General features: G+C 64.2%; 10 protein-coding genes. 5 read left to right on the top strand and 5 right to left on the bottom strand.

Annotated features, from left to right (window positions below; translation table 11 throughout):
* Positions 1-9: 9 nt before the first annotated feature.
* The gene (locus tag QYM46_RS06930; protein ID WP_432791338.1) at positions 10-1,020 is read right to left on the bottom strand and encodes a formylglycine-generating enzyme family protein; all 1,011 of its coding nucleotides are present in this window, start codon (positions 1,018-1,020) and stop codon (positions 10-12) included.
* Between the two features lie 180 nt (positions 1,021-1,200).
* Here QYM46_RS06930 and QYM46_RS06925 point away from each other — a divergent pair, with 180 nt between their 5' ends.
* Both QYM46_RS06925 and QYM46_RS06920 read left to right on the top strand, forming a co-directional pair.
* Positions 1,201-1,944 (top strand): 3-keto-5-aminohexanoate cleavage protein, encoded by a 744-nt coding sequence (locus QYM46_RS06925; protein ID WP_432791337.1) that lies wholly within the window; start codon positions 1,201-1,203, stop codon positions 1,942-1,944.
* 44 nt (positions 1,945-1,988) lie between these two features.
* Entirely contained in the window at positions 1,989-2,777 is a 789-nt protein-coding gene (locus QYM46_RS06920; RefSeq protein ID WP_432791336.1) for a fructosamine kinase family protein, read from the top strand.
* A gap of 2 nt (positions 2,778-2,779) precedes the next feature.
* On the opposite strand, the gene QYM46_RS06915 is transcribed toward QYM46_RS06920, so the two are convergent.
* Positions 2,780-3,598, bottom strand: coding sequence for a DUF4352 domain-containing protein (locus tag QYM46_RS06915; protein WP_432791335.1), 819 nt, complete (start codon positions 3,596-3,598; stop codon positions 2,780-2,782).
* Between the two features lie 159 nt (positions 3,599-3,757).
* Here QYM46_RS06915 and QYM46_RS06910 point away from each other — a divergent pair, with 159 nt between their 5' ends.
* Both QYM46_RS06910 and QYM46_RS06905 read left to right on the top strand, forming a co-directional pair.
* Positions 3,758-5,179, top strand: a complete 1,422-nt coding sequence (locus QYM46_RS06910) for a sensor histidine kinase (protein ID WP_432791334.1) — start codon at positions 3,758-3,760, stop codon at positions 5,177-5,179.
* Between the two features lie 149 nt (positions 5,180-5,328).
* Positions 5,329-5,994: a response regulator gene (locus tag QYM46_RS06905; RefSeq protein WP_432791333.1), complete on the top strand. Its 666-nt coding sequence runs from the start codon at positions 5,329-5,331 to the stop codon at positions 5,992-5,994.
* Positions 5,995-6,023: 29 nt separating this feature from the next.
* Here the strand turns inward: QYM46_RS06905 and QYM46_RS06900 are convergent, their stop codons facing one another.
* Together QYM46_RS06900 and QYM46_RS06895 are read right to left on the bottom strand one after the other, a co-directional pair.
* Entirely contained in the window at positions 6,024-7,388 is a 1,365-nt protein-coding gene (locus QYM46_RS06900) for an MFS transporter (protein ID WP_432791332.1), read from the bottom strand.
* Between the two features lie 58 nt (positions 7,389-7,446).
* Positions 7,447-10,557 (bottom strand): cytochrome P450, encoded by a 3,111-nt coding sequence (locus QYM46_RS06895; RefSeq protein ID WP_432791331.1) that lies wholly within the window; start codon positions 10,555-10,557, stop codon positions 7,447-7,449.
* Between the two features lie 111 nt (positions 10,558-10,668).
* On the opposite strand from QYM46_RS06895, the gene QYM46_RS06890 reads away from it, so the two are divergent.
* Positions 10,669-11,583 (top strand): LysR substrate-binding domain-containing protein, encoded by a 915-nt coding sequence (locus QYM46_RS06890; RefSeq protein WP_432791330.1) that lies wholly within the window; start codon positions 10,669-10,671, stop codon positions 11,581-11,583.
* A 49-nt stretch (positions 11,584-11,632) separates the two neighbouring features.
* Here the strand turns inward: QYM46_RS06890 and QYM46_RS06885 are convergent, their stop codons facing one another.
* Positions 11,633-12,430, bottom strand: coding sequence for a PaaX family transcriptional regulator (locus tag QYM46_RS06885; protein WP_169251863.1), 798 nt, complete (start codon positions 12,428-12,430; stop codon positions 11,633-11,635).
* Between the last annotated feature and the right edge of the window lie 21 nt (positions 12,431-12,451).

Here is a 12,451-nt window from a genome sequence, read left to right as displayed (position 1 = left end):
CGACAGCGCTCAGTGTGCCTCTCTGACGACGCGGAATCCGATATTCGATGCCGAGGAATCAGGTGTGTTCGAGGAGCGGGCTGCCACCCGATAGCGGTTGCAGTAGGAGTCGTGGCACAGGAACGATCCTCCGCGCATGATCCGCTTCTCTCCGGTGTCAGGGCCGCGGGGATCGGTGTGCGGGGAATGCTGGTAGTAGTCGCGAGCGAACCAGTCGGCGCACCATTCCCACACGTTGCCGACGGGGTTGTACAGCCCCAGTCCGTTGGGGGTGAAGTGTCGGGCCGGTGCGGTGCCGACGAATCCGTCGTCGAGGGTGTTCATACGCGGGAATTCGCCCTGCCAGATATTGCAGTTCCACTCCCCGTCGATCAGCAGCCGGTTGCCCCACGGGTAGCGGCGGCCCTTGAGTCCGCCCCGAGCCGCGAGTTCCCACTCGGCCTCGCTCGGCAGCCGAGTCCCGGACCAGTTGCAGAAGGCGCGGGCATCGTCCCAGCTGATGTGGACGACGGGATGGTCTCCCCGACTGTCGATGGTGGATCCGGGCCCTTCGGGTGCGGCCCAGTTCGCCCCTGAGACTTCGACCCACCAGGGCACACCCGGGGCCCGCCCGAGGACGTGAGCTCGCGCCCCTGGGTTGGACTCCAGGAGCATGGCGAACACCGCCGAGGTGCCCAGGTGCTCAGCAGTGGTGACATACCCGGTGTCGGCAACGAACCGGGCGAAATCGTCGTTCGTCACGCTTGTCGTCGCGATCTCGAATTCGGTGAGGCTCACGCGGTGACGTGGTCCCTCACCGTCGGAGGGATGCCCGTCGCCGAAGGGATCGCCCATGTCGAAGGTGCCGCCGGAGGTCACGAAGTCGAAGCTCAACGCGGGCGTCGGTTCCGGGCGCACAGGCGGACCAGCGACAGGATTCGAAGGATGACTGTCCGCCGCCACGGCACGGCTGACCGCAGGGGCGCAGCACGAATGGCCGTTCTGTTCCCCGGCGGCGCTCAGATCTCCGGTCGTCGTCACGTCTGGGCTCCCTCTTCTCTCCGGTTCCGCCTCTGTATCGGGCAGAGTCTGGGTTCACCTTATGACCTCGGCAGGGGTCGGGGACAGTCCGGGACCTGCCGGTCAGGTGAAAAGACTGCCATCTCGCGGCCTCGCCGTGAGAACCTGTACTCGCTGTCACGAATGCGAGACAGTAGGCAGATGAACAGATCAGCTTCGCACGAACCGCTGTTGCATGCCGCCCTCAACGGTGATCGCGACCACCCGGCGACTCCGCGGACACCACAGACCATCGCCGCTGAGGCGGCCGCAGCCGTGGCAGCAGGTGCTCAGGTCATCCACTTCCACCCTTTCGATGCGACGGGCCGACAGACCTTCCGTGCAGAGGCGGTCACGGCCGCGATCGCTGAGGTGCGTGCCGCGTGCCCGGGGGTTCCCATCTCCCTGAGCACCGCCGCCGAGATCGAGACGGATCCACAGCGGCGTCTGTCACTCCTCGCCGAGTGGACGGAGTTGCCTGACTTCGTCAGTGCGAATCAGGGCGAGTCCGGAATTCGCCACGTGTGCGAGCTGCTCATCGGGCGCGGTATCCGAATCGAGGCGGGCCTGCTCAGCGTCGACGATGCGATGGCGTTCGTCAATTCCGGTCTGGCCGACCGCTGCGAACGCGTGCTCGTCGAACCCACTGCGACTGATCCGGACCGTGCTTTGGCCGACGCCGCCGCGATCGAACGAGTCCTTGCCGAGGCGGGCATCGAACTGCCGCAGGTCCACCACGGGGAAGGCATCGCCTCCTGGGTCGTCAATGCCAGAGCCATCAGGCGCGGCCACGGTATTCGCACGGGCTTGGAGGACACTCCGGTCCTCATCGACGGTGCTCAGGCGGTCGGCAACGGAGAGCTCGTTTCGGTTGCCGCCGGTCTCCTCGCCGAGCTCGGGAACTGACTCGAGGTCAGACAGTCAACGGCTCCCCCGACTACCCTGGCCCCATGACTGATTTCCTCAAACTGCGGAAGTCCGCCCCGGACGGCTTCTTCGCCGCCGAGGCCGCCGGGCTGAGATGGCTGGCCGAACCGGGGGTGGTCTCGGTCGTCGAAGTGCTCGAGCACGGGCCGGATTTTCTGCGGCTGCGCCGTCTCGAAGAAACAGGTCCCGACGCCGAGGCGGCCGCCGCCTTCGGTCGCGACCTCGCTCGGCTCCACGATGCCGGTGCTCCCGGTTTCGGTTGGTCACCGGCCCCGCAGGCATTCTTCGGCCCCCTCGACAACCCTTTCGAAGTTCGCGCCGAGCCCGTTGGCGACTTCTCCGGCTATTGGGTCGAGCAGCGTCTGCGCCCTTTGGTCACAGCGATTGCCGGAGATCTCAAGGGCGAGGATCGGGCCATGGTCGCCTCGGCGATCGATGCCATCGCGTCGGGAGCCTTCGCCGGGATCTGCGGTGAAGGTGAGGAGGCACCGGCGCGCGTCCACGGCGATCTGTGGGCGGGTAACCTCATGTGGACACCGACCGGCGTCAGTCTCATCGATCCGGCCGCACACGGCGGTCACCGACTGGAAGACCTCGCCCTGCTCGCGCTCTTCGGCACCCCGTTCCTCGAAGAGATCTTCTCCGGCTACGAACCGACCCACCCGATGCCGGCCGGCTGGCGGGAGGACCTGCCGGCGCACAGCTTCTTCGCTCTGCTCGCTCATATCCGTCTGTTCGGGCGCGGGTTCCTCGGGCGGACGGTCAGTGCCGCCCGGTCGATCATCTCCCGGGCGGCACAGCTGGATCGGTGAGGTCACTGCAAGGAGATCTCCACCGGGTCGGAGAAGATCCCGCCGGCGAAAGTCAGTGTGTTCGGGTCAGCATCTTCGGGCACGTCGAAGACGAGGACGCCTTCAGCGGTGTTTCCGGGATTGATCTCTTCGAGGAAGAGGATGTTGTTCTCGGCCGCGTAGATTCCGGCTTCTGAATCCGCAGAGTAGGTGTTGCCGGCATCATCACCGAGTTTGATGTCGTCTTCGAAGAAGAAGTTCGGATCCGATCCGGTGTTCTTCACCGACAGTTCGATCTGGACGAACTGTCCCTGTGCCTGGGCGTTGAGGAATTCGTCGCCGACCTGTGAGACAGCATCGTCGACCTTGGCGACGGTGATCTCCCAGTCATCGGCGGCCACAGTGTCTCCGATACCGTATGAAGCTTCTTCGGCAGGCTTGTCCGCGGCTTCCTTCTCAGCGGCCTCATTCTCCGCAGGCTCCCCCGACTGCTGAGCGTCGGCCGAACCGCCCTCCGCAGTACCGGTGTCGTCTCCCCCGCCTCCGATCGCGCTGGCAACGGCGATGATGGCGATGACGACGAGCAGCCAGAACCACCAGCGCTTCAGCAGCGGCTTCTTCTGCTTCGGCGGCTTCTGCCAGTAGGGCTGCTGCTGCGAATAGCCGGCGGCTCCGTAGGTTGGTGCGGTCTGTGCGGGTGCCCATTGCTGGGGGTCGAAGTTCTGGGCTGGCTGCTGGTGGTGGGTGTTGTGAGGGGGCTGGTGCTGCGGGGACCATTGGTGCTGAGGCTGTGGTGACTGCGGCTGGTGCGGGGTGTTCCGGGGATTCCGCGAGTGGGACATGACGCTCCTTCGAAGCTGGATCTGGCTGACTGCTCCAGCTTCGTCCGTTCCGAGCCCCGGCACGTCCGCAATCGGGCTGGATCACTCCAGCCGATCGGTTGACTTCGTCCAGCCTGAAGGTGGACTACGTGTGTCAGCCCTCGCGGTTACGATTCTCTTGTGTCAGAACAATCCGTCCCTCGCCGCAGAATCCCGCGCGGAGTGCGCATCGCCGGGAGCATCCTCGTCGGCGTCATTGCCTACCTCTTCGGGTTCCTCACCTCGTCGATGGCGGTGACGGCGAACGCGTGGGCCTTCTCCGACGGCGAACTCAACGACACCGGGCTCGTGGCCATCCTGCTGCTGTTCTTCGTGTGGGGGCTCGTCTTCCTTCGACACCGATGGCCATGGGTGCCCTTCATCGCGGGCGGACTGCTCACAGCGGGATGGGGCGATGCGCTGATGCTGCTCATTGCGGTCTTCCACCTCGTCATCCGAGCGCCCAGGCGGCAGGCGATCACCGCCTCGGCGGTGGGCACCGGACTGATCGCGTTCTCCACGTTGAGGATGTGTCTGGCACCGGTCGAGCACAATCCCTTCAGCATCTTCTTCCTGCCCGACCCCGCGCAGGTCACGGGCCTCGAGGCGACCATCCCGCCGGAGGATTCGCACTTGGCGATCAGAATCATCACGATCGCGGCCGGGGTCATCGGGTTGTGTACGGCTCTGGGCGTCGGCGCGCTGCTGCGGCGGACTCGTCGGATGAGAGCGGTCGAATCGATCGCCGAACGTGAAGCCCTGCGCAATGAGTCGCTCACCGCCGAGATCGCGCGGCAGTCCGAACGAGAGCTCTTGGCGCGCGAGCTTCACGACACGCTCTCCCACCGGCTGTCGGTGATCTCTCTGCACACCGGTGCCCTTGAGGTCGGAGCAGGCACCGACCCCGAAGTCGCGTCGACGGCGTCTGCCCTGCGGGAGGAGGCCCGTGCGTCCATGGAGGATCTGCGCCATCTTGTCGGTGGCGTGAGGAACGGCAATCTGGCTTCTCCGCGACCGGGCCATGGCAGCTCCTCACCGCCGCGCCGCGCGACGATGTCAGCGATTCCCGAGCTCATCTCCTCCGTGGCCTCCACCGGTACGATCATCCGTCCTCTCGTCGTCATCCAGGACGTGGAATCATGTCCGCCTGCGCTCGACCGTGCGGCCTATCGCATTGTTCAGGAGGCGCTGACGAACGCGATGAAACATGCTCCGAGCCTGCCGGTGACGGTGGACGTCGCCGTCTCGGCAGCTCGCGGAATCCAGATCTCGGTGAGCAATCCGCTTCCTCGTGGTTCAGGTTCGGTCGGTGTTCCGCCTCGTCCTCGATACGCACCGGACTCGGCGCGGGAGCCCGGTGCCGGTGTGCCCGCTCACGGGTGGGCGCCGCCCGGGTCGAATCCGGTGCCTCAGGGAGCTCACCTGGGGTCGACCGGGTCGGGATCCGGGCTGATCGGCATCCGGGAGCGCGCCGCGATGTTCGGCGGCGAAGCCTCGATCGGGGTGGTCGGCAATGAGTTCCGTGTGCAGGTGAGCTTCCGATCCTTCATCCCTCCGAACTGATTCGCACCCGGTTCGGGCCGAGTGGGATCTCGCCGGACTGATTCGTATCCTCTCGGATCGTCGGCCGACAATCGCCGAACGGTCGATGTGGAACTGGGACTTCAGCACCGCGAGGAGCCGTGACAGGGGCCTCGGGTATTGTGACGTTCATGAACCAAACCGCCCCGATCCGAGTCATGGTCGTCGATGATGACCCCATGGTCATCACCGGGATCACGGGAATCCTCCAGGTGGCCGACGACATCGACGTCGTCGCTTCGGCGTTGAGCGGGGAAGAGTCCATCGAGAAGGTGTCTCGGCACTTTCCCGATGTTGTGCTCATGGACATCCGGATGCCGGGAATCGGCGGGATCGAGGCCACGCAGCGTCTGCTCAACAGCGTACGACCGCCGAAAGTGGTGTCCCTGACGAGCATGAGCAGTGACGTTCACCTCTTCAAGGCGCTCGAGGCGGGGGCCGCCGGATACCTGCTCAAAGACATCGGCCCTGTGGAACTCGCCGCCGCAGTCCGCAAGGTCCACGCCGGTGAGCCCATTCTCGCCCCGCAGTCCATGCGGCAGGTCATCGCCAAAGTCAGGTCGAGTTCCGATCATCGTCTGCAGCAGGAAGCCGTGGCACTGCTGTCGGAACTCACCGACCGCGAGCGGCAGGTCGCCGACCTCGTGGCCGAAGGTCTGTCGAATCAGCAGATCGCCGAGGAGACGTTCATGAGTCTGGCCACGGTCAAGACTCACCTCAATCGGATCAACGTCAAGCTGGACACGAATAATCGCGTGCGCATCGCCACGATGGTGGTCAGGGCTCAGAAAGGCTGAAGCCCGCCGGTCGGCCCAGACCGGCCCATTCAGCGTTTCTCGATCCGCCACATCCCGGAGCTCTGCTCGTCTTCGTTCGCCACTGACAGGTCGATGCCCTTCCTGTCACGGACCAGCGACACCGCCAGCAGTGAGATTCCCGCCATGACCAGCAGGTAGAGCGACACCGAGGCGGTGGTCCCTGTCGCCTGCAGCAGCCCTTGGGCGATCGTCGGGGCAAATGCCCCACCGAGGACGGCGCCCAAGGCGTAGGAGATGGCCACTCCGCTGAACCTGATCGATGCGGGGAAGAGTTCGACATAGAGGGCAGCCTGCGGACCGTATGAGAGTCCCAGCCCGATGGAGAAGACTCCCAGTGCCAGATACAGCAGGCCGAGGTTTCCGGTGTCGATGAGCCAGAACAGTGGGAAGGCCGTGATGATGAGGATGATGAAGCCGATGACGTAGGTCTTCACCCGGCCGATGAGATCGGCCAACAGCCCCGAAACCGCTGTGGAGATCAGCCAGATGAACGATCCGAATATGATGGCCAGCAGCACATCCGTCTGGTCGAAGCCGACGGGGTCGGTCGCATATTTCGTGACGAATCCGCCGGTCGTCATGTACCCGCTGGCGTTGTTGCCGGCGAAGATCAGCGCGGCGACGAGAACCAGGGGAAGGTGCTTCTTGAGGAGCACGAGGATCGGAGCCTTGCGTTTGGCGGTCTCGGCGTTCATCTCCTGGAACACCGGCGTGTCTTCCACGGCACGACGCACCCAGTAGCCGACACCGATGAGGACGACGGACAGTAGGAACGGGATTCGCCACCCCCATTCCATGAAGGCCTCACCCGGAGAGATGACACCGGTCATCAGGGCGATCACGCCGGAGGACAGCAGCATTCCCAGCGGAACGCCGAGCTGAGGGTATGAGCCGGCCCGTCCGCGTTTGTCAGCATCGGCGTGTTCGACGGCGAGAAGCGCCGCGCCGCCCCATTCTCCGCCTGCCGACAGCCCTTGGACGATGCGCAGAAGGATGAGCAGAACCGGTGCGGTGATGCCGATGGTCTCGTACGTGGGGATGAGTCCGATGAGCGCTGTCGCCACGCCCATCGTGACGAGGGTGACGACGAGGATGGCTCGACGCCCGAGCCGGTCGCCGAAATGCCCGGACAGGAATGCGCCCAGAGGACGGAAGAGGAACGAGATGCCGATAGTGGCGAAGGCCAGCATCTGGCCGATGCCCTCCCCCGCCGGTGCGAAGTACAAGTGCGCGAAGATGAGTGCCGCCGCTGTCGAATAGGTGAAGTAGTCGTACCACTCGATGGTGGTGCCGATGACGGCGGCGAAGGCGACACTGCGCTGGTTCGTCTTCTGCGTCGGCGCCGTTGTCGCCGAGGCCGGTGTCTGTGTCATGTGAACGTCCTTGTTCGGTTGTGGTCGGTTTACATCGTCCGGACTGGAGAGGTCGCCGTCAGACGGCAGCGAATGTGGTGCCGATTGTGGTGAGTACTCCTTCGGCCCACTCGCATGCCGCTTCGGATGCAGGCACGGCTCCGCCGGCATCGTGGCGGCCGTATTCGGCTTCCCGCACCGCGCCGCGCGCTTCAAGAGCTTCGGTGAGAAGCTCGCTTCCGCGCGAGTAGGTCCGTGTGTAGCTGGCATCGCCGAGGCCGAACATGGCGAAGCGGATTCCCTGGAGGTCGACGTCCCGAGCCTTCAGCGTCTGGTAGAAGTCGGTGGCCGATCTCGGCACGTCCCCATCGCCGTAGGTGGAGCAGACGATGAGATGGAACCGATCGGGGTCGAGATCATCCGGAGAGACCTCTGCGAGATCGGTGATCTCCAGGTCGTCACGGTCGCCGAGGTAAGTGCCGATCTCCTCGGCGACGAGTTCGGCATTGCCCGATTCCGTTCCGAACAGGATCGTAACCGGTTGACCAGCGGCCAGGCTCGCCGCTGAAATCGCCGTGGTGGCCTGCAGCGACTCGTCCAAACTGAGGTCGGCGGCTGCTGCCATGAGTTCGGCTCGCGAGGTGATCTTGGACCTGCACCGTCCGGGTCCGGCACCGAGGCGCTCCTTGAGATCGACGCGCCGCCATGAAGCGAAGTCGGTGGCAAGGGCATGCGGAGTCAGTCCGGGAGCACCGGTTGTCACCGATCCGGCGTTCCGTTCTGCCGCGATCTGCGCGGCCAGGCTTCGTGCATCGGCCCGCTGGTCGGAAATGGTCCCTCTGCCGTTGCCTTTGAGCCAGCCGATCGCGAAGAGACCGTCACTGATCCTTCCGTCGCCGGGAATCGGTGAGACGGGGCAGATGCCCTGTCGGGCACTCGTCATCGGATCGCGGACGAATCCGATCGCGGTGATGACCGAGTCGACGTCGAGGCGGATGCTGTGGTCGCCGGCGCGCCGCAGCTCGACCCCGGACACGGCACCGTCGCCGGTGAGCGCCTCGGGAATGGTCTCGAACCACCAATGGACGTGGATCGCATCGTGTGCAGTCGGTGATCCCGAGGTGCGGGTGAGTTCGGCGAGCGCGTCGAGCTTCGCGTCTTTTCCGGGGACTCGCGTGGTGAGGTCGACACCGTGGAGTTCGTGGACAAGGCCCGAGACTCGTCCGACTTCGCGGATCATGACGGGATCGAATCTCGCCGTGCCGGCAGGTGAGCGGCCGATGATGTCGATCCGAGAGATGTTCCGTCGCAGTGGGGTGTAGGCGCTGTCGTCGATGTCGCTGCCGTCGAGTGCCTGGGCGTCGCAACTGAGGAGTCGGAGCACATCGATGGCGACATTTCCCTGACCGATCACGGCCACTCGTGAACCGAGATCGGGAGTGTGGGTCCTGCCGTCATCGTCTCTCTCGTCGGGATGGCCGTTGAGCAGGCGGGTGATTCTGCCGGCCGAATAGACGTGCTTCAGGTCGGCACCAGGGATGTCGAGGGGACGGTCGTGGGACAGACCGCTTGCGAGGACCACCGAGTCGTAGCCGGACTTGAGTTCGTCCATGGTCACGTCGACGCCGAGTTCGGTGTTGCCGATGAATGTCGCACGGGGATCGGCGAAGAGGCGGTCGAACTGTGCGGAGACGGATTTCGTCCCCTGGTGATCGGCGGCCACTCCGTAACGCAGCAGTCCGTAGGGGACGGGAAGTCTGTCGAAGACGTCGACTCGACTTCCCGGCACCTGGCGGAGGATCTCCTTCGCAGAGAAGCAGCCGGACGGGCCGGCGCCGACGACGGCGATTCTCGGGCCTGCTGTGTCCGGCGCGGCACCGGCACCGTCCTGGGAACTGGAATCGGTTCGGTCATCGCTCTTGGTGCGGGAGATTCCGTAGTTCGGAGTGTCTTCTGCCGAGTCCCAGGTGACCGGAAGACTGAGCATGCCGCGGAAGACCCAGCCGCCTATTCGAGTTTCTCGGGTGCGGTCGATGTCGAGTCCCTTGAGGGAGTTGAAGAGCAGGGGAAGCGCCACCTCGGCGATCTCCGCCCGTGCCGCCCAGTTGCCCAGGCACACGTGCACACCTTTGCTGAAGGCCAGATGCGGTTTGACTTCACGGTGGATGTCGAAGCGATGCGCGTCGTCCCAGACGTCTTCGTCACGATTGGCCGAGAGCACGCAGATGCCCAATTTCGCACCCGCGGGAAGCAGTTTGCCGGCGAGTTCGGTTTCGCATGTGGTCTGGCGGGAGTACATCCCGATGGGAGCAACCCATCGGATGGTCTCTTCGAACACGGTCGGCCACAGTGCCGGGTCGGCGATCGCGGCTGCTCGCTGTTCGGGATTGTCGAACATGGCCAAGGCGGCGACGCCGAGGGCGTCGCGCGGTTCGTTGAGACCGCCGCCTATCGTCATCTTGATATTGGCCCGGATCTGCTCGATGGGCATCTGATCACCAGGCATAAACAGCAGTCCGGAGATCAGCGAGTCGTCGCGGTGGGTCAGGTGGTATTCGAGCATCTCGTCGAGCGCGGCGTCGACTTCGTCGAAGGACTTCTTGCCCTTCGCCCAGACGTCGGGGTCATCGGCGTAGTTGCCGGTGGCGTCGATCATCGTCTGCGACCAGCGCTGCAGATCCGACTGGTCGGCGTTGTAGAGACCGAGCATGCGGCGCAGCGTCTCACTCGCGTACGGAGCGGCGAAGTCCCAGATGAGATCGGCTCCGGGGCCCTTGCCGATGAGTTCGGCCAAGAGGTCCTCGGCGACCTCGCGGTACATCTTCGTCCAGACTCGTTTGACGTAGCCCGGTTTGAGGACCGGTTGCCAGGCACGTCGCTGTTCGTAGTGCATGGGATCGTCGCGGCGCAGCATCGAGTGCCCCATGGCTCGAATCTGCAGCGACCCTTTCTCGTCTGCGGAGAAGACTTCCTGGTCGTGCTCGGTGGCACTGACGGCTTCGTAGCTGGTGATGAGATAGCGGTTGACCGCAGGAACCCAATGCACGCCGCCCTCGGCGCGCAGACGTTCATAGATCGGGAACGGGTCATCGTAGAGCTCGGGGATCGTCACCCAGTCGGCGACCGGGATCGCCGAAGCCGTGTGGTTCGCCCTTTCGGATTCAGTGGGGGCATGCAGTTGAGAAGTCATCGCCGTCTCCTCTTCGTCGAGCGTATCTGTGAGGCTGTTCACATCAGTATGTGCACTACGCTTAGAAAGGAAAAGCGGAACTAACCGGACAACTAAATCGGATTAGCGAATATGAACTCTGACCAGCCACCGAATTTCACACTGCGACAGCTGTCCTATCTGATGACGGCTGCTCGATTGGGGACGATCTCGGCTGCGGCGCGGGAGCTGCACGTGTCGTCGTCGGCGATCTCCGACGCGATCACCACGCTTGAGCATGACCTGCAGTCTCAGCTGTGCATTCGGCGGAAGTCGCAGGGGCTGGCGCTCACAGCCGCGGGCCGACAGGTCCTCGACAAGGCCCGCCCTCTGCTGGCCGATGCACGTGATCTCGAGCGTCAGTTGAAGACGACGAACGGCGAACTCGCCGGCCCGATCACCATCGGCTGCTATCCGACATTGGCACCGATGATCCTCCCGGTCCTGCTCGATGGATTCGGGCGACTGCACTCGAAGGTGAGCCTCGAGATCATCGAGAACACACAGGATCTGCTGGTCGGCAAACTCGACTCAGGTGAGATCGATCTGGCCTTCGTCTACGAGACCCTCGTCCCGGGCACACCGAACCGCGCCCAGCTCTTCGCTCAGCCGGCACACGTCGTCCTGGCCGCCGATGATGAGTTCGCAGATCGGGAGATGATACGACTCGAGGATCTCGAGAAGAGGGACCTCATCCTGCTCGATTCGCCTCCGTCGAGTCACCACACCCTGTCGATGTTCGCCGAACGACAGCTCCACCCGACGATCCGCCACCGCACGACGAGCTACGAGGTGGTCCGGACACTCGTCGCCCGTGGACTCGGCTATGGAATCCTCGTCCAACGACTGTCGAACTCGAACAGCTACGAAGACCTGCCGCTCATCGTCAAAGAGATCGATCCCGCAGTGAAGCCGGTCAGCGTCGAGGTGATCTGGCCCGCACATACGACCATCGCACCCAGAGTGCAGGCGCTCATCGAATTCGCCCTGGCGCAGGAGTGGATCTGAGACCAGACACCCTGTCCCTGTGGGCGTAGATACCGCCGATGCAACTCGCTTACTCCAAAGTGCCCGCGAAGAAATCATCGACCACGGACGCCTCCGTTCGGCTCATCTGATCATTGAGGTCTTTGAACAGTCGCGCCTGCCTCGTTCCCGGCCAGCCCTCCGGCAGCAGCTGAGCGGGAAGCTGCGGGTCCGCCCGAGTCAACCCCAACCACTCGCACTGCAGCTTCACTCGTGCCACTAATGCCTCCACCGGCGAGGCCGATTCCGGGTCATACTGACCCCACCTGTCGCCGAACGCAGCGTACTCTGCGGACAGTTCATCCAGATCGAAAGCTCCAACGAGCTGGTCGTCGGTCGTCGGGGGTTGCGGCTTGCCGCAGATAACGATCGGTGAGACCCCAGCCCGCCCCAAATCAAGCGCAGACGGCAACTCCTGTTCCCCCGGCGCCACCCAAGTGCCTCCGTCGACCTGGCCGAACCCCGCCCACGACAGCTGGGACCAGATCTTCTGCCGCAGCGATCTCCGCGCCTCGGGAACCTGTAACCTCACCATCGTCCAGTTACCGTCCCAGCTATCGGGCTGCCAGTCGGCGAACATCTTCCGACCTCCCTCGCCGAGGATCCGAGAGCCGGTCTCGGTCAACGTGTAAAACGTCTTCCTGCCCTGCTTACGACGGGCGACGAAGCCCTTGGCAGTCATTCGCTGAAGCACCGACCTTGCCGCGGTCTCACCGACACCGAGCCTCTTCATGACGAAAACGATCGAAGCTCCACTGAGTGGACGAGACGATCCAAGCAAGTGCTCCCCGACGAGAGCAAAGAAAAGCGACTGCGGACGAAGGCTCATGCCCCGATTCTATGTGAGCCT

It is taken from the genome of Brevibacterium sp. K11IcPPYGO002, assembly GCF_050920635.1.
Lineage (GTDB): Bacteria > Actinomycetota > Actinomycetes > Actinomycetales > Brevibacteriaceae > Brevibacterium.
This window is presented reverse-complemented; position numbering and strand designations above follow the sequence as displayed.